The organism is Rheinheimera marina, from assembly GCF_042654345.1.
GTDB lineage: Bacteria > Pseudomonadota > Gammaproteobacteria > Enterobacterales > Alteromonadaceae > Pararheinheimera > Pararheinheimera marina.
Genome location: NZ_JBHSGB010000010.1, coordinates 278,350 through 302,711 on the forward strand (window position 1 = coordinate 278,350; position 24,362 = coordinate 302,711).

A 24,362-nucleotide genomic window follows, 5' to 3' on the forward strand; every position below is an offset into this window, starting at 1 on the left:
AGGTCGTCGCTTAGTCGAACTGGATCACCGGGCCGAGCAGCTGTTTCAGTGCCTGTAAGTAGTTGCTGTTGGGCTGGCTGCTCAGCAGTGGCAGCAATTCGGTGCCCATAGGGGTGAATTTATAGTACTGCAGCACCAGGCCTGGCACTTTGGCTTTTAACTGCAGTTGCTGCTGGTGATACCACAGATCCAGTGAGGTGGCCGGGTCCAACGCACCGCTTTCAATTTCACTGGGGTGCAATAAATTCACTTCAATCAGACTGAGGATTTGCGGGTAGGTGAGGCCAAACTGGCTCAGGTTCAGCACCGCTTTGCTGCGGCCAGTTAAAAACTGCCAGACCGAAGGGCTACGCAGGTAACCAAAATAAATATGGCCACTGTCTTGTTGCCGCACTTTGCAGGTCAGGCTGGCGGCCCGCTGCAGTGCCAGCGCTTCTTTGTAACTCATTTGATGCAATAGAAATAAGGTTCGCAGTGAAAAGCTGCCGGGCCGGCCTATTTCACCGGCCAGAATTTTCGCCCAAAGTTGCTGCATGCCGGGGTTGGAGATATTCAGCACCAGGTCGCAGTACTGCTGGAACCAGTCCGGGTCGACTTCCAATGACGCGACATGTTCAGGGCAATAATCCTGGGTCAGCCGCATCACTTGCTCCAGATTGTTCTGTTGCCGTTCTTTTTGCATGCGCTCGCGCCGCTGCGCCCGCTGCAGCACAGTTAATTGCTGGTAGCCTGTTTGCAGCTCCAGCTCGGCACCTGAGCGGCTGGCGAGTTGCTGGTGGCGTTGACTGAAATCTGCGCCAGAAACCTCAGCTTTGGCGGTCGTGTTGGTTTTGTCTGATTCAGCGGCAAGCTCATGCCCCAACTGCTGACGAACCAGCCGTTGTAACCGTTCAAAACCCCGACCTGAGCCAATGCGCTGCATCCGGTTTTACTCCACTGCGTTGTGCGTTGATTGTTAATCCATCATCTCTACCATAACGCACTTTTGTACCTGGACAGTGACCGTCATGATATTGAAATGTTAACTGCATGATTTAAGAGAACTTTAACAAAATGAATTGCTTTTTTTAGCTAAGGGTATAGTGTAAGCTGACTGGGTAAAAAAACTGCAATGGATGCTGGACGGGGCGGGAAAAGCTGCGGTTGCTCACATGGAGCAAGGCGCTATTCAATCAGACCGGTTCTCCCCCTGGGCAGAGTAGTAGATGGTCGGAAAATGGTGTCAAAAGCGACAGAGGAAGAGTTCCTGTTTCTGGCAGAAGAAGAGCAGGAAGCAGCACCAGAATCACCACACAGCGGCGAATGGCACCTGCTGATCGTGGATGATGATGAAGAAATTCATACCGTTACCAGGCTGGCATTGTCCGATCTGCTGGTGCTCAACCGCAAACTGGTGTTTCACCATGTGTATTCCGGCAAGGAAGCACTGGCCTTTCTGAAAACCAATCCCAACATAGCCGTGATTCTGCTTGACGTGGTGATGGAATCCGACAACGCCGGGCTGCAGGTTGTGCAACAAATCCGTGAGCAACTGAAGCTGGATGAAGTGCGGATTGTGCTGCGCACCGGTCAACCTGGTTATGCGCCGGAAGAAAGTGTGATCAAAGAGTACGATATCAATGATTACAAAACCAAAACCGAGCTGACCCGCAATAAGCTGGTCACCACCATCATCGCGTCTATTCGTTCTTACCAGCAAATTCGCACCATTAATCAAAACCGGCTGGGTTTGCAGAAAATTATCAATGCAGGCTCCAACCTGCTGGAACAGCATTCGTTACACGAATTCTCTGAAGGTGTGGTGACGCAGATTTCGTCACTGATTGGCCTGCATGCCGAAGGGGTGTTGTGCGCCCAGATTGAAGACGATGGCAGCGCCAGTGACAACATCTACGTGTTGGGGGCTGCAGGCAACTATGCGCCTTACATTAAATGCCGGCTGGAGCGGCTGAATAACGACCGTATTATTCAGCAAATTACCCGGTGTCTGGACCAGCGCCAGCATATTTTCACCGACCGCGATACCGTGCTCTACCTGGGCAATTCTGAACATGCGGCGGCGGTTTACCTGGAAACTAACAGGCCGGTGGAGGATTTCGACCGTCAGCTGATTGAAGTGTTCTTAAGCAATATCTCCATTGGTTATGAAAACGTCACCTTGTTTCAGCAGCTCAAGCACGCCGCTTTTATTGACCCGCTGACTAAAACGCCAAACCGTAACGAGTTTACTGTGTTGCTGCAGGACACCCGACGGCTGGACCCGGAGCAAACCGTGGCGGTGCTGGTGGATATTGACCACTTCTCTGACGTCAACGACGGCCTGGGCCAGGAAATTGGCAACGAGCTGTTGGTGGCGGTGACCCATCGTCTGGTCGCCCAGTTTGGTGAAATTGCTCAAATTGGCCGCATTGGCGCTGACGTATTTGGCTTGATTGGCCCGCAATCGGCATTGACGCCAGAAAGCCTGACCAGCATTTTTGATATGCCATTCCAGTGTTCTGAGCATGCGCTGCAGGTGAATGCGACTTTTGGTTTCTGCCGTTTGAAAGACAGTGCCAAACAAGGCATCAGTATTCTGAAGCAGGTGTACATTGCGCTGAACCGGGCGAAAAAACACCTGGTACAAAATTTTGAATACTACGACGCCCAGATGGAAACCATGATGATGGAACGTCTGGTGATGCTGCGTAGCCTGCGTTCTGATTTTCAGCGTAACAAGCTGCAGTTGTGGTATCAGCCACAAGTCTGCCTGAAAACCGGCAAGGTGATTGGCCTGGAAGCGCTGTTGCGTTGGCCTCAGACCGAAGGCGGTTTTGTCTCACCAGCCACGTTTATTCCGCTGGCCGAGTATTCAGGCCTGATTATTGAAATTGGCGATTGGGTGTTGCAACAAGCCTGTCTGATGCTGCAGCAACTGACGCATGCCGGTTACACCGGGGTGCGTATTGCGGTCAATGTGTCGATGCCGCAATTCCGCCACCACCGTTTTGTGCAGTCAGTGATCGACTGCATTGAACAGTACCAGGTGGAACCGGCCCGGCTGGAGCTGGAAATCACTGAATCTGTGGTGATGGACGACCCGAAAGCGGTCATTGCCGCTTTGGAGCAACTGAAAGCCTTTGGCATTAAAGTGGCGATTGATGATTTTGGTATTGGTTTCTCGTCGCTGAGTTACCTGCAGCAGTTACCGCTGGACCGTATTAAAATTGACCGCACCTTTATCAAAGATTTTCAGGGCGTGACAGGGTCATTGATTGCCGAAACCATTGTACACCTGGGGCAAAAGCTGGGGCTGGCCACTATTGCCGAAGGTATAGAAACCGCCGAGCAACAGCAGCTGGTAGCCGCTATGGGCTGTGAGGAAGGGCAGGGCTTCCTGTACGCTCAGGCCATGCCAGCCACAGAGTTGTTCCAGTACCTGAAAACCACTAAATCCTGAGGCGACAGCCCGAGCTGCCGGTTTAACCGGCAGCCGTTGCTGCCGTTTTCGCCGCATGCCTGACTTCATTGTGCCTTCACGGAACTCTGCTTTACTTTTTACCCTCTTATCCGGCATGGTGTCCAAAAGCGGACCTGTCTTTCATCCAATGACCAGCAGTGTCTGCTGCAGTGAAGAGGATTCAGTATGACTACATCAAGCGCAGTCAGTGTGCTGCGCAGCCTGGCCGGGCAAACCGATGGCCAGCTGGTTGCAAGCCAGTTGGTGCATTGGCTCAGTGAGCAGCACTTTGGGTTTGAACAGAAAAGTCGGGCCGCCAAATTTGAAGAGGCGATGGCGTCCAATCCTAAACATGCCGCGCAGTTAGCCGCGCTGTTATTCCAGTGGATTTGCCAGACCCATTTGTACCCAGCGCTGGTCAGCCTGGGTATCTTCTCCCGCCGTGGTTTTTTCCGTGAAATGGCTTCCCGCATTTATGAAAAAATGAACCCAGCTCCCAAGGACTTTGCCGACCTGAAAGATGTGTTGGTGCAGCTGTTTAAGTCCAGTGACCATGAAGAGTGGCTGGAGCGTGGTGGTGCCGATGAACTGGTGCAGGTGTTACTGGATTTGGCCAGTTATTGCCCGGCAGAAGTGATGCAAAACCTGCAGTTGCATTGCAGGGAAGAAACCCTGTACGCCTTAGAGATGCTGGGGATCTGGGTGGCGGCGGAAGAAATTGAACCCGAGCTGATGCGGATGGATAAACGCCTGATCAGCATCGATTCGCCTTTTATTGCTTTGCACCGTGAAATGACGCTTTTTGTCGAACAAGGCAAACGCCAGCTGGCTGAAACGGAATTGCCCTGTTACGACCTGGCGCATTTTGACGTGATGCTGCGCCAGTGCCGCGACCAGGTTGACCGTTTGCGGCGCCGTGGCGCCGGGGTGGGCAGCTCGGTGTCTGTCGCGCATTTATTGGAGCGCCTTGAGCAGACGCTGGATCGGATTGAACTGCTGGTGGCGGTATGGCGCGAAGCCGACCCTGAGTTATGGCAACAAAAACTCTTTGTGGTGCTGCGTACTCTGGTGACTGCAGGTATTGAAAAGAACTCGGTGTCTGCTCTGTGGCGCAGCAGCAGTCAGATGCTGTCCAAAAGTATTACGGTGAATAAAAGCGGCCATGGCGAGCACTACATTGCCCGCACCAAGTCTCAGTTTTTTCATTTGGTGAAATCTGCCGCCGGGGCCGGCGTCATTATTGCACTGATGGCACTGCTGAAGATCTGCATTGAAAGCCAGGGTTACAGCCCCTTTCACAATGCGGCGCTGGTCAGCCTGAACTACGGGCTGGGTTTTGTGCTGATCCATATGCTGGGTTTTACTGTGGCAACCAAACAGCCAGCCATGACGGCGGCCAGTTTTGCCTCGGAGGTAGAGCGTGGTGAAAATGGCCGCGCTGTGCATAAAAAGCTGGCCGGTCTGCTGATAGACGTAAACCGTTCACAGTGGGCGGCGGTCTGGGGCAACGTCACCATTGCGGTACTGACTGCCTGCGCTATTGCCGGGCTGGCCTGGTGGTGGCAAGGCCAGCCATTGCTGAATGCTGAACAGGTTCGCTATCAGCTCAATGCGGTCTCGCCGTTGGCCGGATCGTTATTCTTTGCTGCTATTGCCGGGGTTTGGTTGTTCTGCTCCGGTCTGATCGCCGGCTTTTTTGAGAACAGAGCCAATTACCTGGATTTGCGGGTGCGCTTGTACCAGCACCCCGGCCTGAAACAAATCCTGCCGGAACGCGCACGCAAACGCTTTGCGGCTTATATGCATCAGCACTATGGCGCCTTGGCCGGTAACTTTTTCTTTGGCATTTTATTGGGCATGACCGGCTATATCGGTTACCTGAGTGGCCTGCCGCTGGACATCCGCCATGTGGCCTTTGCGTCGGCGAATCTGGGCTACAGCACCGTCAGTGGTGATTTGTCTGTGCTGAGCTTTGTGATGCATCTGTTGCTGGTGCTGCTGATTGGTTTTGTTAATTTATGGGTCAGCTTCACTCTGGCGCTGGCGGTAGCGCTGCGGGCCCGAGGCAGCCGCCTCAGCCGTATTCCTGCCCTGCTGAAGTCAGTGCTGGAACAGGCCAGGCAAAACCCAGTGCAATTGTTCTTACCGCTACCTGCAACGATAAAGCCAGCGACTGAGACAGGCAAGGCGGCCGCTGAAACCAATAAGGTTGCTTCTGCTGAGATGAAAGAGCCAGAAACAACGGAGTCAGGTCAGGTTCAGTAAGCCGGTTTATACTGGTCCAGAGTTCTTACAGAGGAGACTGGTTATGAATAACAGACATAAACTCTGGGCATTACTGATTGTTCCTATGCTGACCGCGCCAGCGCTGGCAGGGCCTGACAAAGACAAAGGCAACGACAAATCGCAGGAAAAACAGCAGGCCCAGCAATGGGAAAAAAGTGCGAAAGCTAAACACAAAGAGTACAGCCCGGCGCTGGTCGGCGGTGGTCTGGCTCAGGCTGATGCCCGTAAACTGGCGGTGGAGTTTCAGTTGGTGGGCCAGCAGGATTTACCAGCGGGCATTCGCAAGAATTTGACCAAAGGCAAACCTTTACCGCCTGGTATCCAGAAAAAAGCCGTGCCGGCCGAATTTGTTTCCCGTTTGCCTGTGCATCAGGGCTATGAATGGCGACTGGTAGGCACCGATTTAATTCTGGTATCCGTCGCCACTCAAGTGGTGGCCGATGTGTTGCACGATGTGTTTCGTTAAGACAACCCGCCAAGGCAGAGGTATTTAAGTTCACAATAATCGTCCAGCCCGTACACTGAACCTTCCCGGCCCAAACCTGATTCTTTCACGCCGCCAAAAGGTGCGGCGGCGTTTGAGATCAGGCCTTCATTGACGCCAACCATACCCAGCTGCAAGGCTTTGGCCACCCGGAACACCCGCGCGACCGACTGACTGTAGAAATAACCGGCCAAACCGGTCGGGCTATTATTGGCAAGCTCGATGGCTTCCTGCTCGGTATCAAACACCGTCAAGGCCAGCACAGGACCAAAGATCTCTTGCTGGCTGACGGCCATATCCGGCGTAACGTCGGCCAGAATAGTCGGCTGGAAGAACAAAGGCCCAAGGTCTGCATCAATAGTACCGCCGAGCAGCAGTTCGGCGCCTTGTTCCAGTGCGTCATCCAGCAAGCGGTGCACTTTGTCGACTGCTGCCTGGTTGATCAGCGGGCCGAGCTGGCAGTTCGGGTCCAGCCCTGGCGCCAGCACCAAAGCGGCGGTGGCTTTCACCAGTTTGGCCAAAAAGCTTTCGTAGACGGCGCTATGCACCAGAACCCGGTTGACGCAGACGCAAGTCTGGCCTGAGTTGCGGAATTTGGCTGCCATCAGGCCTTTGACTGCTGCGTCGAGATCCGCATCGTCAAACACAATAAAAGGCGCGTTGCCACCCAGTTCCATCGAGACTTTTTTGACTGTACTGGCACACTGTGCCAACAGCAGTTTGCCGACGGCGGTGGAGCCGGTGAAACTGAATTTGGCGATGCGCTCGTCGCTGGTCAGGTGTTGACCTATCATGGCGGCCTGAGTGCCGACCAGCACCTGAAACACACCGGAGGGCAGACCAGCGCGCTGTGCCAGTTCAGCCAGCGCCAGCGCTGACAACGGTGTCAGCTCAGAAGGTTTGACGATAAAGCTGCAACCGGCGGCCAATGCGGCAGCGGCTTTGCGTAAAATCATCGCATTGGGGAAGTTCCACGGCGTGATGGCGCTGACCACACCGACTGGTTCTTTCAGCACCAGAATTTGCTGGCTGGATTGCAGTGCCGGCAGAACTGCACCATTCATCCGCAGCGCTTCATCGGCAAACCAGCTGACATAAGACGCGCCATAGGCAATTTCCGCTGTGGCTTCCTGCAGGGATTTGCCTTGTTCCAGGGTCAGCAGAATGGCCAGGTCTTGCTGGTGCTGCAGCATCAGCGCCTGCCAGCGCCGCAACAATGCGGCGCGTTGTGCGGCGGGCGTCTCACGCCAAAGCGCAAAGGCCTGGTCGGCGGCATGAATAGCCTGTTGCACCTGGCTGCTGTCCACCTGGGCAACCAAAGCAACCAGACTGCCGTCGGCCGGGTTGTGCACGGCAAAGTGCCCGGCGAAGGCGGGGGAGAACTGACCCTGAATAAAGCTGCTGTGCTTGAGCAGCGCCTGGTCCTGCAGTGTATAAGACATGGTGGTTTACCTGTGGCCTGGTGATGGCCAGAGTGTACTGCGCCAGCGCGGCTTTGTCAGCGCTGCAGCTGCTGCAACTGGCGTTGCAGTAAGCGCCGTTCAGGTTCTTGCTGGCATAACGCCAGTGCCTGGCTCAGCGCCTGTTGCGCCTGCTCTGGTTGTTGGCTCTTTTTATAACAGTCGGCCAGCGCGGCATAATACAGGTGATAACTGGCCAGCTGCGGTTGTAGTGGCAGCAACAGCGCCAATGCGGCTTCAGCCCCTTGCTGCTGGCAGATGGCAACAGCGCGGTTCAGCGCAACGACGGCGCTGGGCTGCAGGCGATACAGCAGATCGTAGAGTGCCACTATCTGCGCCCAGTCGGTTTGCCCGGCGGACGGGCTTTCAGCATGCACGGCGGCGATGGCGGCCTGCAGCGCATAAGGGCCCACCCGGCCGGCTTGCAGCGCCTGCTCGATCAGCTCAATGCCCTGGCGGATCAGCTGTTGGTCCCACAAGGCGCGGTTTTGTTCGGCCAGTAACACCACATCACCGGCGGCATCCAGCCGGGCCTGACTGCGGCTTTGCTGCAGCCACATCAATGCCAGCAGGCCTTTGACTTCGGCGTCGGCAAACAGCTGCAGCAGTTGTTCGGCCAGCCGGATCGCCTGCACTGTCAGTTCAGACGACAGCAGCTGTTCTCAGCTGCTTTGATGGTAACCCTCGTTAAACAACAGGTAGAGCACCTTCAGCACCGCATCCAGCCGCTCAGGTAATTGCTGATCGGACGGCACCTGATAAGGAATGCCGGCGGCACGAGTTTTCTGTTTAGCGCGCACGATACGCTGCGCCACAGTGACCGGGCTTTGTAAAAAGGCCCGCGCCACTTGCTCTGTGGTGAGGCCACAGACCTCACGCAAGGTCAGCGCCAATCTGGCTTCGACCGAAAGCGCCGGGTGACAGCAGGTAAAGATCAGCCGCAGTTCGTCATCGCTAAGCAAGGTGCTGTCTTGCTCTTCTGTCTCGTCGGCCAGTTCCGGCAGTTCAGCCATGCTGTGTTCATGCTGATGACGGCGCCATTTGTCGATGGCTTTAAAGCGGCCAGTGCTGACCAGCCAGGCGCGTGGATTGGCCGGAACTCCTTGTTCCGGCCATTGGGCCAACGCAGCAATAAAGGCTTCGTGGCAGGCGTCTTCGGCCTGATCAAAATCGCCCAGCAGTCGGATCAGCGTGGCAAGCACGGCACGCTGATGCTGCTGATAAAGCTGGGCTATTTGCAGATGGGCTGGGGTCATTGTGCCTGCAGATCCGGGAAATCTGCGGCTATTTTCTGAATATCTGGCGGGAAATCTTCCAGCTCCTGCACCTGGCGGATCTCGATAATTTCGTTGGCGGAGGCCGGGCAGCGGCAGGCCCAGTCAATGGCTTCCTGCCGGCTGTTCAGTTTCAGCATCCAGTAGCCACCCAGCACTTCTTTGGTTTCAGTAAAAGGACCGTCCGTGACCACGGGCTTGCCACTGTCAAAGCTGACCCGGGCGCCCATTGCGGGCGGGTGCAGACCATTTAAATCCAGCAGCACACCGGCGTCGGCCAGCTGCTCTTTGGTTTCTGCAAAAGGCCCATCGGTCAGTAGCAGCTGACCCTGACGTACCCGCACAGTGGTGGCGGTGGCTACCCCTTGCAATGCTTCGGCAGCCAGCATGCGGCCACTTTGTTGCACCGACTGGGCATAAGCCATGCACTCACTGTCCTGTGGGCTTTCCGGCAGGCTGTGCAGCAACTGTTCGTTGCTGTAGACCAGGCAGAGGTATTTCATGCGGACTCTCCGTGCTCGGGTGTCAGTTGGAACAGCACTTGAGTGCTTACCATATCAAAAGGCACTGAAAAGTGGTCATGAATAATCTGCCAGTTAGTGTGCTGCAGTTGCCAGGCCTGAGTCAGTCGCAACCAACAGCCTTGGGTGTTGCCTTGCTCGTCGGTCCCAGCGCAATACAGCAGTGCTGTTACCACCGCCAGGTCGCCGCTGCTGTGCAGCTGCACCTGATGCAGGTCAAAGTGGCTGTGCTGCGGGCAGAACTCCATGCACTGGCCCCAATGCACAAAGTAGTCGCTGGCATTAAATTGCAGCTGTTTGACGGCGTCAAAAGCGAGGAACTCTGATTGATAAAAACTTTGGATTTGTGGCAAGTCCTGGCGTTTGGCCGCTAAAGCCCAGGCTTGTTGCAACGCATAAACCGGATGAGTAGCTGACATGGTAAAGCTCCTGTTTCAGTGATGATTCAGAGCTTAGTCGGGTGGGGCAAAAGGAAATCGACAGTGGAGGAAATTTTTTTGTCGGGCCTGCGGTGAACGGCAGACCCGCTTAAAAACGATCAGGACTGAGGCAGTGTGAATTCCCAGCTGGCGATGTGTTGCTCACCTTGCCAGTCTTCAATCAATAACCACAGCTTTTGGTTGGCGGCTGTCGGCGATTGCACCAACGCATGCACATGCTGCATATGGTTGTCGCCATGCAAAATACCCAGATGGGCTTCGGCAAACTGTTCCAGACTCGGCTGCTCAGCCGCAATGGTCATATAGGCCTGTCGAATTTGCGGCACACAGTCATCACAGAATTGCAGCATAAAGTCTTTCACCCAGTCGCCGTCATGCTGATAAGGTGCTTTGTTGGTCAGTGGGGAAGGGGTGACGGTAAATGGCCCCACTTGCTGCTGCGGTAAGGCAGCAGGGAAGGTCATATTCATCGACTCATACAAAAACCAGAACGGTAGGATCAGCACCAGGCCATTGAGTTTAAATTTGTGGCGTTGCCACCAGCTGTTCTCACGTTGCGCCATCAGGACAATACCTCTTGTGTGGTGGCTTGCGCCTCGGTGGAGTGACGGGCGGCCCGCACGGTGCGACTGCCCCAAATCATAAAGCCGGTGATCGACATGCCGGATAAAATCAGGCCAAACAGAAACCAGATGGCCTTGGTCCAGATCCCCCCCAGAGTGCCGTAGTGCAGCGGGTCGGCAATATGCATCACTGTTTGTAGGCCAGTCATTTGTTCCGGGCTATAGGTGTCCAGCACTTCACCTGTCCATGGGCTGACATAAACAGACCAGGAATACTGATCAAAAAATACAGAGTCGCCTGAACCGGAAATTTTATACACGTCGCGATGATGTTCCGGCATCCCTATATAGGAGGGTTTCATCTGCGGAAACTGGCTTTGTGCACTTTGCAACGCATCGTCCAGACTGAAGCGCGGGTGCTGCTGACCGGCGGCTGGTAATTGTTGCTGGGTCAGCATGGGCGGTTCTTTATAAAACTCCACGCTGTTGTGCCACAAAATAGCCTGCACCAGGTACCACAAGCCGGTCAGGCTCATCAGCAGTAAAAACCAGATGGACCAGACGCCAGCCAAACGGTGAAGGTCGGTCAGCAGGGTTTTACGGCCTTGGTTCAGGCGGATTTTAGGTGCGGTAAAAGCACGCCAGAAATTTTTGTAAATGACCAGGCCTGTGATTAACGCACCCAGCATCACCACCGCCATGGCGCAAACCAGATAATAACCGACACTGTAGCTGGCTTCCCATGGAAACAATAACCAGCCGTGCAGAGCACGCATAAAGCTGATGAAGTTCAGGCCGTAATTCAGCTCCTGCACTTCGCCAGTGTATTGATTGACATAAGCAATGCCAGGTGGCATGCCTTTGGTGGAGAACAGCACGGCATTGACCAGGTAAGGTTCCATTACCATTACTGTGCTGACTTCGGCGTCCGGTACTTTTTGTTGCACAGCCCGGATCAGTTCCGGTACGGCTTTAGCCTGCAATTGCTGTGGGTTTTCAGCGCGGGCATTGGGGTTGGTCAGCCAGGTCAGCTCATGACTGAACACCGCTATAGTTCCGGTCAGACACACGGCGCAGAAGATCAGCCAGACAGGCAACGACAACCAACCGTGCAACATAAACCAGAAACGTTGTTTCAGCTTGAACATAAACAAGGCACCACTCACAGAAAAAGGCGTTAGATAGTAGTGCGGATACGAATAGTTATCAATAGATGCTCAATGAATTTGCGACCAGAGCCCTGTGGTTGCTGACGGTTTTTTTATTGCTACAGTTAAGTCTGGAGCCAGCTTTGTGCTTCAGCGGTATGAACTGGAGGGAGTTTTGAGTCGTCAGGTTCATGGCTTTAGTTTACTTGAATTGATGGTCGCTGTGACAGTGGCGTTGGTGCTGCTGGCGCTGGCAGTGCCTGCATTTAACGACTTGGTGGCCAGCAATCGCATCCGCAGCGATACCCATCTGCTGGCCTCTGCACTTCAGCTTGGCCGCTCCGAGGCCATTAAACAAAATCAGACGCTGGTGCTTTGTAACGCCAATGCGGAGCTGACTGCCTGCTCCGGGCAAGGCGGCCAGTGGCAGGGGTTTGTGCTGGCCGATATGGCTGAACCTGCCACAGTGCTGAGCGCTGGTCATTTCAGTACCCATGCCAGCGTGTCTTTTGCGCCCGCTCAGCTCAGGTTCAACCCACAAGGCTTTTTTCGCACCGCTGCCAACCAGCCGTTGAATGACCAGTTCGAACTCTGCCCAACGCCCAATGGTCCGGGCCGGATGCTGCGGCTTTGGTCCGCTGGGCGGACCGAAATCAGCCTGAATCCCTGTGGAGGTTCCTGATGACAGCACGCAGCCAACGCAGTGCCGGGGTGGCTTTGGTGGAAGTGCTGGTCGCGATGCTGGTGCTGGCTGCCGGGGTACTGGGTGTGGTGGCGCTGCAAAGCAGCTCGGTGCGGCTGAACCAAAGCGCTCAACAGAAAACCCAGTTGCTGCTGGCGGTGAATTCTTTGGCCGAGTTATTGCGGGCGGACGCTGGCAGGGCAAGAACCGGGGCATACGCCGGAGATTGCCAGCAAGAGCTGTTGGCAGACTGGGTTGCCGAATTGCAGCAAGCCTCAGCTTCATCGCTTTGCCCTGAACTGAGTTGGGATGCTGCCTCCGGCTTTTACACTGTGTCGCTGAGCTGGGAGGACGAACGGACTCAGGCCAGTCAGCAACTGGTGGTGCAGGTGCGGCCATGACACAAAAGGCCAGCGGCTTCACCCTGACGGAATTGATGATTGCTTTGGTGCTGGGGCTGTTTTTAACCGGCGTGACCCTTAGCCTGTATCTGTCGGGCGATAAAACCAGTCAGCTGAATCAGCAACTGACCACACTGAATGAAGCGACCCGCTCAGGTTATACCTTGCTGGCGCAGGATATCCGGCGTGCCGGCTATTCAGGTTGTGGCAATTCAGTGCGGCTGGTGAATCTGAGCCTGAATGCGGTGGCGGGTCAGCCGTGGGCGGTCTGGAACCTGGGCATTCAGGGGTTTGAACAACCGGCTCCGGCCATCAATGGGGTGACGCCAGAGCCAAACTCGGATGCGCTGAGGCTGATGTTTGCCGCTGGCCGCAGCTACGCGGTGGTGGCTCATGACGCGGCAGCTGCCAGCCTGCAGCTCAATGCCGACACCGGTTTTGTCGCCGGTGACTTACTGCTACTGTGCGATGAAACCCTGAGCAGTATTTTTGTTGCCAGTGCCGTGGCAGGTGACAGGGTGGAGCATCAGGCCGGGGTGGTGAATTGCAGTTCAGGCCTGGGCTTTCCGCGGCTGTGTGATGGGACGGCCGGTAATATCAGGCAGTTTTCCACCAATGCAAGCCTGATGCGGCTGGATTCTGTCAGCTGGTATGTCGCCACCAGTGCTGATGGCCTGACCTTGTCGCTGTACCGCGCACAGGACGATGCAGAGGCTGAAGAGGTGGTTTACGGCGTGGAAGATTTTCAGCTGCAGTTTCTGGCCGGGCCCGATGACGTTTGGCAAGACGCGGATGCCATTGCGGACTGGGCTGAGGTGCTGGCGGTGCGGGTCAGTCTGTTGCTGCAGCCACCAGCAGGCGCAGAGCTCGCTCCGGCCAGCCGGACCTTGTCGTACAACATCACGCTGCGAAACCGGGGGTGAGCCGATGAAGCATGGCAAGCAGCAAGGTGTGGCTTTAGTGGTGGTGTTGTTACTGCTGCTGGCGATCACAGTGGTGGCGACCTCCAGTATGCAAGGGGGCTTAATTCAGGAAAAAATTACCGCCAATCTGTACGACCAGCTCAGTACAAGTCAACAAGTGGAAGCCGCCTTGCTGGAGGCTGAGCAGCGGCTGAATGTGGCGGATCCGGTGGCATTGATTGATAACGCCGGGATCTATGATCTGGCCCTGCCAGGTGCTGTGGAGCGCTGGCTGGATGCTGATTCGGTGTGGATTGCGGCAACCCCGCCTGCTGAAGGTGTCGGGGAACAGGCGCAGTACCTGATTGAATACCTCGGAGACTGGCCACACCCGCCGGATTGCGCCAATGTCGCCAGTAAAGATCGGATCTCGGTCGGCTGCCTGTCACCGACCTTTCGGATCACCGCGCGTTCGGTCAGCAGCCCGGGACGCTCCGCTGTGACCTTGCAAAGCCTGTTCAGGCGTTGAGGAGGGATAGATGCCGCACTATTCATCATGGACGCGCAGGGCCAGGTTCGTTGGACTGACCCTGCTGCTGCAGATGCCGATTGCCCGCGCGGCATTGGATTTAACCTCGCCACCGCTGCAAACCGGCAGCTCGGTTGAACCGAATATTTTGTTTTTGATTGATGATTCCGGTTCGATGCACTGGGAGATCACCCCGGATTTGTACACGGATAATCCGTATTACCTCTACCCACGCGCCGATGGTATCTATGGCGCCAGTGATACCAGTAATGTGGTGGTGTCGTTCCGGGATGAAAGTGATACCGGCACTTACAACGCCGCCAACAGCAATGAAGCGCTGTATGCCAGAGCGATGCGTTCATTCAGTCTGAACAAGTCCTACTACAACCCGGCCATCACTTACAGACCCTGGATTAAAGCAGACGGCAGCTCTTACCCCAATGCCAGCCCGACGGCGGCCTATCATCATCCGGTACGCACCTCACTGGGCAGCCGCAACCTGACAACCAGTCAAACTCAGAGCGTGACCTGGCGCTACTGCACCATCGGCGCCACCAGTAAAACCAATTGCCAGAATAGCAGCGGCAGCCGCAGCTTTTATCCTGCGGTGTATTACCGACACACTGGGGGCAGTTTATTCACTTACACCAACTATACGCGGGTGGATATCACAGCTGGCACCGCCAGTTATTCCGGCGAGGGCAGGGACAACCGCACCGATTGCAGTGCCGGAGTCTGCACTTATGCCGAAGAAATTCAGAACTTTGCTAACTGGTACACCTATTACCGCTCGCGTTTGTTGGCCGCTCAGGCAGGTATAGGCCGGGCATTTTCGACCCAAACGGCAGCACTGCGGGTTGGCTTTGGTGCCATTAATAAAGGCAGCTCCTCTGTGGATGGGGTCAGTATGAGCACCCTGGTGTCCGGCGTCAGAAACTTCAGTGGTGCTGAGCGCAGTGCCTTTTATCAGCAGCTGTACGAGCGGGTTTATGACTATCAGGGCACGCCGCTGCGCAAAGCGCTGAACAACGCCGGCTTGTATTTTTCCCGCGCTGACAACGCCGGCCCCTGGGGCAAAACGCCAGGCAGTAACGACGATTCGGAACACATTATGTGCCGGCAAAGCTACAGCATTCTGATGACGGACGGCTACTGGAGTGAAGACTCGGCGTCACAGGCGGATACGTCAGGAGCCCGCAGCAATAACGACGGCAGTACCAGCAATAACCAGACCATCAGCAAGCCTGGCGGCCAGTCCTATCAGTACAGCGTGGCCGGGCCTTTTTCTGACAGTTACAGCAATACGCTGGCCGATGTGGCGATGTATTACTGGAAGCGCGACCTGCGCACCGACCTGGATAATCTGGTGCCGACCAGCCCGGTGAACCCAGCCTTCTGGCAGCACATGGTGACTTTTGGTGTCGGGCTTGGCGTGGAAGGCACCATCAGTAGTTCGACTGCCTTTAATGCGATTGGCGCAGCCAGCAGCATTGCCTGGCCTAATCCGCTGAACTCTCAGCCGGCGAAAATTGATGATCTATTGCATGCCGCCGTGAATAGCCGGGGCGGTTTTTTCAGTGCCGCCGACCCGGACACTTTTGCGGCTGGTTTATCCAACACTTTGTCAGCCATTATCGCCAGGGTGGCATCGGGCTCTAATCTGGCCGGGACCACCACCTCACTGCAGGCCGAACAAAACGTGTATCAGGGCCGCTTTAACAGCGGCGACTGGAGTGGCGACCTGGTGAACTTCACTATTGATGACACCACAACTTATGTCTGGAGCGCCGCTGAAGAGTTGCCCGACTGGCAAGACCGGCAGATTTATTTTGGCCGCACCGAAACCGCGGCCGCAGAGTTTAGCTGGGCCAACCTGAGTTCCGGTGCCAACAGCCAGCAGGCGGCGCTTGGCAGCAGTCTGGTGCTGGATTACCTGAAGGGAGACCGCAGCAATGAGCAGCAAAACGGCGGCAACTTCCGCAACCGCAGCACGCCGCTGGGCGACATTGCCAACTCGTCCCCTGTCTATGTTGGGGCGGCGGTGAATTACAACTACCACCAGTACAACTGGCCGGAAGCCAGCAGTTACCGGGCTTTTGTCGCCGCACAGCGCAACCGGACCCCGGTGATTTATGTGGGGGCCAATGACGGCATTTTGCACGCATTTTCTGCTGACAGCGGCAGTGAACTGTTTGCCTATGTGCCACGCGCCATGCTGACCGCAGAAGCCAACCTGAAGCAGTTGAGCGAACCTAATGTCAGTGGCGTGGTGCGCAAGGATTACTATGTGGATGGCACCTCAGTGACCGCCGATGTCTATATCAATGGCCAGTGGCGCACTATTTTGATTGGCTCCGCTGGCCGGGGGGGCTCGCACTTATTCGCGTTGGATGTGACAGACCCGTCGCAATTTGACGGCAGTAAATTGCTGTGGGACCGCAGCTTCAGTCAGCTCGGGATCAGTACCAGCAAAGCACTGATTACCCGCCTGAACAACGGCAGCTGGGCACTGGTGACCGGCTATGGTTACAACAGCAGTACTGGCACAGTGGGTTTGCTGGTGCTGGACCTGGCGACAGGCCAGCCGATAGTGAATGGCCTGGAAGCCAGCAGCAGCGGGGACAATGGCTTAGGCGCAGCAGAAGGCTGGGACTATGACCGCAACGGCAATACCGATTGGTTCTTTGCCGGTGACTTGCAGGGCAATTTGTGGAAATTCGATCTGTCGGCCAGCAATCCAGCGCAGTGGTCTGTGGCTTACAGTGGCCAACCGCTGTTCAGGGCGCGGGACAGCCTGAATAATGCCCAGCCTATTACCGGCGGAGTGGTGTTAGCGACAGAGCCTGCCAGCGGCCAGTTGTGGGCCTTTTTTGGCACTGGCCGTTATCTGGAAGAGCAAGACCCGCAGCTGGACAGCGAGCAAAGCTGGTACGGCATTATGGACGGTGAAGTGCTGTCCGGCCGGGCCCAGCTAAAAGAGCGTACCCTGACCAATGTCTTGCATTCGTCCGGCGCGGCCGCCCGTCTGGTATCACCTGCCAGCGCCAATGATATGGCCGGTTTGCGTGGCTGGTACATGAACCTGCCGGACGACCGCGAACGCATAGTCGCGTCGCCGCGTTTAATTGGGGATGCGCTGGTGGTCACCAGCATTATTCCAGACAGCAACCTGTGTAATCCACAAGGCGATGGTTATGTGATGACGGTGGATCCCTTTAGTGGCAGCCGGTTGAAGATTCACTTTTTTGATTTTACCGACGATGCCGAATTTACCGACGCCGACGGCGTGGTGCAGGGCGACGAGGTCTGGGTGTTGTCCGGCCTGCGTTTTGACAGCATGCCGACCGAACCGTTATTTTTCGAAAACCAGATGGCGGTAGGGCTGGCCGACACCAATGTGGTGAATCTGGACGTCAATACTCAGCTGCGAAGGGGCCGCATGTCATGGCGCGAAGTGGAACAATAAAGCGGCCGGTCAGCGGCTTTTCGCTGATCGAGTTATTGGTGGCCGTCACCATAGTGGGGATGCTGGCCGCTATCGCTTATCCAAGTTATACCGACTATGTGCTGCGCGGCGGCCGGGCTGCTGTGACCGCCTGCTTATTGGAGCAGGCGCAGTTTATGGAGCAGGTGTACAGTGCCAACCTGACCTATGCCAGCAACAACGGCGAAGACACCGCCTTACCCGACTTGCAGTGCAGCCGTGACCTGGCGGGCAAATTCAGCTTTGAACTGACGAATCTGGATAGCCGCACTTTTACTCTCAATGCCGCTGCCGAAGGCCATCAGGCCAGCGACAGCTGCACTTCATTCAGCTACAACCAGGCCGGGATTAAAACCGCTAATGGCTCCGGCAGTGCCGAGGCGGTCAACGCCTGTTGGTAAGCTCCGAGGTGTGACCATCGGATCCGCTATTGATCTTTAGCTGTCCCGAAGTAGGCTTAGTTGAGTGGATCGTGAACAGGGGCAAAGGATATGCCGTGCAGTTCTGGTTTTACTCTGATTGAACTTCTGATCAGCCTGACACTGGCTGCTGTGCTGGCGTTGGGCTCCTTACTCGCCTTGTTAACCGCCCGTCAGCAGGTGATGCTGGCTGCGCAATACACTCAGGCCAGTGCTGCGCTGGCCGATTTGGCCACTCTGTATGCCGACAGCGTTGCGGCTGGCCGTGACTGGCAACCAGCGTCGCAGGCTATGGGCCCCTGTGCTGACGAAGGTTGCGGAGCCAGTGCCGCAGTGCAGCAAGCCGTGCAGCAACGTTTCGATCCCAACCAATTGCCGTTATTGCCGGATCCTCAGCTTTGTCTGCGGCCAACAGGGTTGCAGCTGAGCTGGCGTAGCCAGTTGAAACTGGCCCGCTCCACGGACTTATGCCCACTTGCCCCGATGCGGCTGAGTACCAGCCTGACGAGCACCCGATGAACAGGTCCAGTGCCGGATATAGTCTGATCGAACTTTGCATCAGCATGGGGCTGGCGCTGGTCCTGCTGAGCTTTTTAATTGGGGCTGTGGTCACAGGTTGTAAATCGGCGCTGCAAACCGAACAGCTGGTGCAACTGCAGCATCAGGCTCAACTGGCACACCGGCTGCTGCAGAATGAATTGCAAAACCTGTGGTTTGTCGCTGGCAAAAGCTGGGCTGAATTGCAGGAGGCTCAGGTGCCGGCCGAAGCTCCGGCGGCAGATTGTGCGCTGGCCGATCAGGCGGGCAGTTTTCCGCAGCCAGACAAGCGGTTCAGCCCTTTGTACAGCGCTATGGTGGGGCTGACGCCACCGGACTGTTTGCCCGGAGCCAGCCCGGGTTCTGAGCTGGTGCAAATCCGCCGTTTGCTGGGCTCCCCGGAGCCCTCTGCTCAGTTGTTGGCCAACAAAGTGTATTTTGACCCGGCAGGCCGCGGCCGCTTTGTCCCCAGTCGGGAGGCCGGGGCTGCGCTTCTGCTGTGGCCCTATCACCATGTGGTGTATTACATCCAGCAGCAAAGCTGGAATGGCAGCAAGCTGCCGGTGCTGATGAGGAAACGGCTGCTGCGCAGCAGTAGCGGTCAACTGGTGATGGCGGCGGAGTCGGTGCTGGATGGCGTCGAGCGCCTGCATTTGGAACTTGGGCTGGACCTGAACGCCGATGGGCAGACCGACCAATGGCTCAGCAGCAGCCAGATGACCCCAGAGCTGTGGCAGCAGCCTGTCATTAGTGTGCGCTATTACCTGTTATTGCGAAGCCTGCAGCCGGACCCGGGGTATCGCAACACAGTGTCGTACCAGTTAGGGGCGGTGCGTTTTCAAGCACCGGGCGACCCATACCGCCGTTTGCAGCTGAGCAGCGCGGTATTGGTTCACAACAGCAGGTTATGACAAGGAGTGGATCATGAAACAACAGGGGTTTGTACTGATTTGCACGTTGGTGTTAGGGGCTGTGCTGATCATGATGGCGGGCGCTGTCTTGTATCAATCGAGACTGAGTCTGGCAATGGCCAGCGCTGGGATCAGTGCGCAGCAGCAAATCTTTCGTTTGTATCAGCAAACTGCGGCCCTGGAGGGCGAGCCAGCAGCTCTGGTTTTTGAGCAATGTCCGCCTGATTATGCCCCCTGGTCTGAGCCGGTATTTCGCTGCGCCACCACCAGCCTGACGCAACAACAGCAACAATTTGCGGTGGTGAGTCTGGTCCAAATCCAGCAACTGAGCGGAGCCACAGATGAAATCCCTTAGCTGGTTGTGGCTGTTGCTGAGCTGGCCAGCCTGCAGCCTGTCGCTTTACACCCACTGGCCAGAGACAGGCTGGCAGGATTTATTCCAGCTGAGTCAGGCACAGCATCAGCAACTGGCTACCCAGTTGCGGTTAAGCGATGCCGCGGCACAGGACTGGTTGTCGGAGTTACAGCACGTTTTGCAGACTGCGCCTTGTCAGCCGGAAGCCGCCAGTCTTGAATTGCCGCTGCAGCCAGAGCGGACACGGCTAACCAACCTGCAGGGCTTGTTGCATATTGAAAAAGGTGAGTCGCAAAGCTGGTGGTATCTGCCCTGGTTTTTGCTGGATCAGGCGCCGAACCCGCACCAGGCCGTTGCGGCGCCTTTAAAGCACGCGGCGGGGCTGTTGTTTGCTGAACATGCTGCTGGTGTTTATGCGCTCAGGCTGGAGCAAGACCAGCTGCAGCCATTGTGGCAGTCAGCCGGGTCGGACCTTCGTTTGCTGGCCGCTTCGCCGCACAGTCTGTGGTTGGCCGAGCAGCATTTATTGCTGCGGCTGAACCCCGAGACCGGACAATCGCTTGGCGAGCTGCAATTTGCAAAGCCGCTGGTCTGGGCTGAGCACTCGTCATCCGGTTTACTGCTGGCCAGTGCCGACCAGAAAATCTGGCTACTCGATGACAGCCCGACCCAGTTATCGCAGGCTGAACTGCTGGCGAATTTGAGTCAGCTGGGGGCGTTCCGGTTACAGCAATTGCAGCTGATTGAGGCACTGGTGCCACTGCAACCTTCGGCCGGCATGCACTGGCGTAGACCACAGCCATTGTTATTGCTCAGTGCAGAAAAAGACAGCGGGGCTTTGCTGCTGATGCTGCGTTTGAACCCACAGCATGCTGATTCACCTTTGTTGCTGCATCAACAGCAAGAGCAGCTGGGGCAAAGCGCTGCATTTCAGCAGTTGCTGGATGCTGACGGCTGGTATGCAGAATTCACCGAGCCTTTGTATGGCCGTTTTACCCTGGCGGCCGGTGTTTGGTACCAGCAACTGAGGTTGGATAACGGGCCCTCTTGCAGTGGGCAAACCGTAACATCCGCATTGCTGGCGCTGCATTTGCACTATGGTACTGCAGTGTACAGCAACAGGCGTTTGAACATGGAACATGGCGCGAGGGAGCTGAAAGTGCGCTTGTCGGATAGCGGCTTTTCACTACAGGATGCCAGCTCAGGGCTGGTGCTGTTGCCTGAATTGCTGGAGATAAAAGCGCATTGCGCTGAGTGCGCCAGCCCCTTGTTACGCGAACATTTTCCGCGGCAGAAGTTGCTCGCTGTGTACCAGACAGAGCAAGGAGGCCAATGATGAAAGCGCAGGGCATCGGGCTTATTGAATTGTTAGTTGCACTGGCGGTGCTGGGTATTCTGGCGTCGGTGATGCTGCCGGCGTACCAGCAGGATGTGCTGCGCAGCTACCGGCTGGAAGCGCAACAGGAGCTGCTAAAAGTGGCTGGTTTGCAGGAGCTGCTGCTGGCCGACCAACAGCGCTACACCCCGGATCTGACGGAGCTTGGTTTAGCCGCCAAAGTCATTACCACCAGTTCGGGGCGTTACCGCATCAGTGCTGAACTGACCGAACAAGGCTATCAACTGGAAGCGTTGGCGGTGTCGGTGCAGCAGCAGGACCTCGATTGCCAGCGGTTTTCGCTGACCAGCCTGGGACAAAAACAGAGCGCCCCCCGCAGCAATTGCTGGATGCATTAGGCTCGGCGTCAGGCCGAACAGGTGACGAAGGGGTGGCGCCTTAGCGCGGGCAAAGGCCTTGCACCAGGCTGGCACGGTAGCGCCCGGCCTGCGACAGGCTCAGGCGAAAATGCCAGGGCATCTGTTGACGGGCACAGAGAATAAAACTGCCTGAGCCCAACAGGTCCAGGCTGCCATCCGGCCGGAAAATCAGTTGCTCCCTGCTGTAACTCAAGCTGAACTGCGCCGGGTCCGGCGCCAGTTGCTGCAGCGCAAAACCGCTGACCCCAGGCATTGCCAGTACAGTGCTGGTCAGTGGCGCTAAATCCCAGTTGTTTAAACAGACAGAGCCGAGCTGAGGGCAGACCCGCACTTGACGCTGCTGGCTGATGGCATAGACCCGGCTGTAGCGCAGTTGCTGCTCCAGTTGATGCATAAAGCTCTGGGCTTTGTGCCTGAGCCAGAGTTCGCGCAGGTTTGGACTGGCTGACAGCGCAAGCAACATCAGCAGGACGATCACCAGCAACAGCTCAATCAGGCTAAAGGCGGCAGTAGATTTAGTGGCGGCTTGCATGGCTTCACACTCCTTGTGAGACAGGCAGAGCTTAAGTTTAGAGGTTATGACGCCAGCGGGATAAAAATTTACGCGTCCGTGGATCCAGCAAGCGCTGTTGCTCATTGTCTTCATTGAGCCAGCAGGCAAAACTAGTTACCATAAGCGCAATTTTAGCCATCCAGGCAGGTCCAGATGTCCTCCGCTGTTACAGTCACGCTGGTGCAGCAGCCCTTTACTGTGGGTGCTGTGTCACAAAACACCGAAAAAGTACTGAGTATTGCCAAAGCCAGCAGTGCCGATTTACTGCTGTTTCCTGAACTGACCTTAACAGGTTACCCGCCGGAAGATTTGTTGTTACGGCAGGACTTTCAGCAGTTGGTCGAGCAGGGCCTGCAGCAAATTCTGGACGCCAGACTGGCCGTTACTTTAGTAGTGGGCCACCCATGGCGTGACGGTGAAGCGCTGTACAATGCGGCGTCAGTGATTCAGAACGGCCAGTTGCTGGCCCGTTATTACAAGCAGGAATTGCCGAACCATGGTGTGTTTGACGAGCTGCGTTATTTCACGCCGGGTGACAAGGCTTGCACCTTCCAGCTGAAAGGCCAGACCTTTGCGGTGCTGATTTGTGAAGACATCTGGCACGGTGGCCCGGCTGCCCTAGCGAAAAGCGAAGGGGCAGAATGGGCATTGGTGCTCAATGCCTCGCCTTATTGTGTGGGTAAACCGGCGCAGCGGGAGCAAATTCTGACCACGCTGGCCAAACGCTTAAAGCTTGGTTTTGTCTACGTGAACCAGGTGATGGGCCAGGACGAACTGATGTTCGACGGCCAGTCGCTGGTGGTCAGCCCAAGTGCAGAGGTGTTGTTCCGTGGCGCCAATGCGGAAGCGGAGTTACATACCCAGGAGCTGTTGCCACGCGACACCCTGTACCCACAACCTCAGCCGCGGGCGGCACTTAGTCTGGAAGCCGAAGTGTACCAACTGCTGGTAATGGCCACCCGCGACTATGTAGTGCAAAACGGTTTCCCCGGTGCTGTGTTGGGCTTGTCCGGTGGTATCGATTCGGCGTTAACCCTGGCCATCGCGGTGGACGCGCTCGGCGCAGACAAAGTACAGGCACTGATGCTGCCTTTTACTTACACCTCAGGCATGAGTGTGGAAGACGCTGAAGCTCAGGCCAAAGCCATGGGTATTGAGTTTGGCTCGGTGTCGATTGAACCTATGTACAACAGCTTTATGCAGCAGCTGACGCCACTTTTTGCCGGCCGCGGTAAAGATACCACCGAAGAAAACCTGCAGGCGCGGTTACGTGGTGTGCTGTTAATGGCGCTGTCGAACAAAACCGGCCGTATGTTGCTGACCACAGGCAACAAAAGTGAAAACGCCGTGGGTTACTGTACCTTGTACGGCGATATGTGTGGTGGTTTTGCTGTGATTAAAGACGTGCCGAAAACCCTGGTGTACCGGCTGGCGGCTTACCGCAACAGCCTGTCACCTGTGATCCCGCAGCGGGTGATAGACAGGCCGCCTTCTGCCGAGCTGGCGCCGGATCAGACCGATCAGGACAACCTGCCGCCTTATGACGATTTGGACGCGATGATCGACGCTTATGTCGAGCAGGACAAATCGCTGCCGGAGATTGTCGCTTTGGGTTATGATGAAGCAACGGTGCGCCGGGTGCTGCATCTGATTGATATTAATGAATATAAGAGACGCCAGTCGGCGGTTGGTCCGAAAGTGACCCGTCGTAACTTTGGCAAGGACAGACGATATCCCATCACATCATGGATGCGGAAACAGCGGTGAGGACCCTATGAAGAAAGTTGAAGCCATTATCAAACCTTTCAAGCTGGACGATGTACGCGAAGCCTTAGCGGAAATTAATATCACCGGCATGACAGTGACCGAAGTAAAAGGATTTGGCCGTCAGAAGGGCCACACCGAGCTGTACCGCGGCGCCGAATACATGGTCGATTTTCTGCCAAAGGTAAAACTGGAGCTGGTGCTGTCGGACGACCAGGTTGACCGCTGCATCGACGTGATTATGAAAACAGCCCAGACCGGCCGCATTGGCGACGGTAAAATCTTTGTGTTCGATGTGGAGCGGGTGATCCGCATCCGTACCGGCGAAGAAGACGAAGAAGCGGTCTAAAAGCTATATTGGGGTCAGGTCTGGGGGGCTGGGGTCAGGTCTTGAATTTTGCATTGAAACGCAAAATTCAAGACCTGACCCCAACTGACCCAAAATACAAGACCTG

The 24,362-nt window shown here is 56.0% G+C and carries 25 protein-coding genes; 16 read left to right on the top strand and 9 right to left on the bottom strand.

Translation table 11 applies throughout. The annotated features are described in order from the left end of the window. Positions 1 to 10 precede the first annotated feature (10 nt). Positions 11 to 922, bottom strand: coding sequence for a TIGR03899 family protein (locus tag ACFO3I_RS10970; protein WP_377334030.1), 912 nt, complete (start codon positions 920 to 922; stop codon positions 11 to 13). A gap of 294 nt (positions 923 to 1,216) precedes the next feature. Here ACFO3I_RS10970 and ACFO3I_RS10975 point away from each other — a divergent pair, with 294 nt between their 5' ends. The 3 genes from ACFO3I_RS10975 (at position 1,217) to ACFO3I_RS10985 (ending at position 6,191) form a co-directional block, all read left to right on the top strand. After that, positions 1,217 to 3,439: a two-component system response regulator gene (locus ACFO3I_RS10975; protein ID WP_377334031.1), complete on the top strand. Its 2,223-nt coding sequence runs from the start codon at positions 1,217 to 1,219 to the stop codon at positions 3,437 to 3,439. Positions 3,440 to 3,625: 186 nt separating this feature from the next. Then, positions 3,626 to 5,704, top strand: coding sequence for a site-specific recombinase (locus ACFO3I_RS10980; RefSeq protein ID WP_377334032.1), 2,079 nt, complete (start codon positions 3,626 to 3,628; stop codon positions 5,702 to 5,704). A gap of 43 nt (positions 5,705 to 5,747) precedes the next feature. Continuing rightward, positions 5,748 to 6,191 carry an anti-virulence regulator CigR family protein gene (locus ACFO3I_RS10985; protein ID WP_377334033.1) on the top strand — a complete coding sequence of 148 codons (444 nt, stop codon included), beginning with the start codon at positions 5,748 to 5,750 and terminating at the stop codon, positions 6,189 to 6,191. On the opposite strand, the gene ACFO3I_RS10990 is transcribed toward ACFO3I_RS10985, so the two are convergent. The 7 genes from ACFO3I_RS10990 to ACFO3I_RS11020 form a co-directional block, all read right to left on the bottom strand. Beyond that, entirely contained in the window at positions 6,188 to 7,651 is a 1,464-nt protein-coding gene (locus tag ACFO3I_RS10990; RefSeq protein WP_377334034.1) for an NAD-dependent succinate-semialdehyde dehydrogenase, read from the bottom strand. The two genes, ACFO3I_RS10985 and ACFO3I_RS10990, sit on opposite strands and share 4 nt — an antisense overlap. Before the next feature lie 56 nt (positions 7,652 to 7,707). Beyond that, on the bottom strand, positions 7,708 to 8,325 hold the full coding sequence (locus ACFO3I_RS10995; protein ID WP_377334620.1) for a DUF6596 domain-containing protein: 618 nt from the start codon (positions 8,323 to 8,325) through the stop codon (positions 7,708 to 7,710). Between the two features lie 6 nt (positions 8,326 to 8,331). Beyond that, on the bottom strand, positions 8,332 to 8,925 hold the full coding sequence (locus ACFO3I_RS11000) for an RNA polymerase sigma factor (protein ID WP_377334035.1): 594 nt from the start codon (positions 8,923 to 8,925) through the stop codon (positions 8,332 to 8,334). After that, positions 8,922 to 9,446: a YciI family protein gene (locus ACFO3I_RS11005; protein WP_377334036.1), complete on the bottom strand. Its 525-nt coding sequence runs from the start codon at positions 9,444 to 9,446 to the stop codon at positions 8,922 to 8,924. Before ACFO3I_RS11005 ends, ACFO3I_RS11000 begins: the two co-directional genes overlap by 4 nt. After that, positions 9,443 to 9,883, bottom strand: coding sequence for a YybH family protein (locus ACFO3I_RS11010; RefSeq protein ID WP_377334037.1), 441 nt, complete (start codon positions 9,881 to 9,883; stop codon positions 9,443 to 9,445). Before ACFO3I_RS11010 ends, ACFO3I_RS11005 begins: the two co-directional genes overlap by 4 nt. 119 nt (positions 9,884 to 10,002) lie before the next feature. Then, entirely contained in the window at positions 10,003 to 10,467 is a 465-nt protein-coding gene (locus tag ACFO3I_RS11015; RefSeq protein WP_377334038.1) for a hypothetical protein, read from the bottom strand. Continuing rightward, positions 10,467 to 11,615, bottom strand: a complete 1,149-nt coding sequence (locus ACFO3I_RS11020) for a PepSY-associated TM helix domain-containing protein (RefSeq protein WP_377334039.1) — start codon at positions 11,613 to 11,615, stop codon at positions 10,467 to 10,469. The genes ACFO3I_RS11015 and ACFO3I_RS11020 overlap by 1 nt, the downstream gene beginning before the upstream one ends. Before the next feature lie 175 nt (positions 11,616 to 11,790). Here ACFO3I_RS11020 and ACFO3I_RS11025 point away from each other — a divergent pair, with 175 nt between their 5' ends. From ACFO3I_RS11025 to ACFO3I_RS11075, 11 genes are all read left to right on the top strand, one after another. Next, positions 11,791 to 12,297: a GspH/FimT family pseudopilin gene (locus tag ACFO3I_RS11025; RefSeq protein WP_377334040.1), complete on the top strand. Its 507-nt coding sequence runs from the start codon at positions 11,791 to 11,793 to the stop codon at positions 12,295 to 12,297. Continuing rightward, a complete protein-coding gene (gene pilV, locus ACFO3I_RS11030) occupies positions 12,297 to 12,698 on the top strand; it encodes a type IV pilus modification protein PilV (protein ID WP_377334041.1) in 402 nt (133 codons plus the stop codon). Before ACFO3I_RS11025 ends, pilV begins: the two co-directional genes overlap by 1 nt. Then, positions 12,695 to 13,621 carry a PilW family protein gene (locus tag ACFO3I_RS11035; RefSeq protein WP_377334042.1) on the top strand — a complete coding sequence of 309 codons (927 nt, stop codon included), beginning with the start codon at positions 12,695 to 12,697 and terminating at the stop codon, positions 13,619 to 13,621. The genes pilV and ACFO3I_RS11035 overlap by 4 nt, the downstream gene beginning before the upstream one ends. A gap of 4 nt (positions 13,622 to 13,625) precedes the next feature. Beyond that, positions 13,626 to 14,129 (top strand): pilus assembly PilX family protein, encoded by a 504-nt coding sequence (locus ACFO3I_RS11040; protein ID WP_377334043.1) that lies wholly within the window; start codon positions 13,626 to 13,628, stop codon positions 14,127 to 14,129. A 73-nt stretch (positions 14,130 to 14,202) separates the two neighbouring features. Further along, the gene (locus ACFO3I_RS11045; RefSeq protein ID WP_377334044.1) at positions 14,203 to 17,595 is read left to right on the top strand and encodes a pilus assembly protein; all 3,393 of its coding nucleotides are present in this window, start codon (positions 14,203 to 14,205) and stop codon (positions 17,593 to 17,595) included. Beyond that, entirely contained in the window at positions 17,574 to 18,014 is a 441-nt protein-coding gene (locus ACFO3I_RS11050) for a type IV pilin protein (RefSeq protein ID WP_377334045.1), read from the top strand. The genes ACFO3I_RS11045 and ACFO3I_RS11050 overlap by 22 nt, the downstream gene beginning before the upstream one ends. Positions 18,015 to 18,104: 90 nt before the next feature. Then, entirely contained in the window at positions 18,105 to 18,551 is a 447-nt protein-coding gene (locus ACFO3I_RS11055) for a prepilin-type N-terminal cleavage/methylation domain-containing protein (RefSeq protein WP_377334046.1), read from the top strand. Further along, positions 18,548 to 19,480, top strand: a complete 933-nt coding sequence (locus tag ACFO3I_RS11060; protein WP_377334047.1) for a PilW family protein — start codon at positions 18,548 to 18,550, stop codon at positions 19,478 to 19,480. Before ACFO3I_RS11055 ends, ACFO3I_RS11060 begins: the two co-directional genes overlap by 4 nt. A gap of 13 nt (positions 19,481 to 19,493) precedes the next feature. Then, the gene (locus tag ACFO3I_RS11065; RefSeq protein WP_377334048.1) at positions 19,494 to 19,835 is read left to right on the top strand and encodes a hypothetical protein; all 342 of its coding nucleotides are present in this window, start codon (positions 19,494 to 19,496) and stop codon (positions 19,833 to 19,835) included. Then, positions 19,822 to 21,171 (top strand): hypothetical protein, encoded by a 1,350-nt coding sequence (locus ACFO3I_RS11070; RefSeq protein ID WP_377334049.1) that lies wholly within the window; start codon positions 19,822 to 19,824, stop codon positions 21,169 to 21,171. The genes ACFO3I_RS11065 and ACFO3I_RS11070 overlap by 14 nt, the downstream gene beginning before the upstream one ends. Beyond that, positions 21,168 to 21,569: a type IV pilin protein gene (locus ACFO3I_RS11075; protein WP_377334050.1), complete on the top strand. Its 402-nt coding sequence runs from the start codon at positions 21,168 to 21,170 to the stop codon at positions 21,567 to 21,569. The genes ACFO3I_RS11070 and ACFO3I_RS11075 overlap by 4 nt, the downstream gene beginning before the upstream one ends. Before the next feature lie 40 nt (positions 21,570 to 21,609). Here the strand turns inward: ACFO3I_RS11075 and ACFO3I_RS11080 are convergent, their stop codons facing one another. Then, positions 21,610 to 22,122 carry a GspH/FimT family protein gene (locus tag ACFO3I_RS11080; RefSeq protein ID WP_377334051.1) on the bottom strand — a complete coding sequence of 171 codons (513 nt, stop codon included), beginning with the start codon at positions 22,120 to 22,122 and terminating at the stop codon, positions 21,610 to 21,612. A 174-nt stretch (positions 22,123 to 22,296) separates the two neighbouring features. On the opposite strand from ACFO3I_RS11080, the gene ACFO3I_RS11085 reads away from it, so the two are divergent. Together ACFO3I_RS11085 and glnB are read left to right on the top strand one after the other, a co-directional pair. Continuing rightward, a complete protein-coding gene (locus tag ACFO3I_RS11085; protein ID WP_377334052.1) occupies positions 22,297 to 23,910 on the top strand; it encodes an NAD+ synthase in 1,614 nt (537 codons plus the stop codon). 7 nt (positions 23,911 to 23,917) lie between these two features. After that, positions 23,918 to 24,256 carry a nitrogen regulatory protein P-II gene (gene glnB, locus ACFO3I_RS11090; RefSeq protein ID WP_377334053.1) on the top strand — a complete coding sequence of 113 codons (339 nt, stop codon included), beginning with the start codon at positions 23,918 to 23,920 and terminating at the stop codon, positions 24,254 to 24,256. The last annotated feature ends 106 nt before the right edge of the window (positions 24,257 to 24,362 follow it).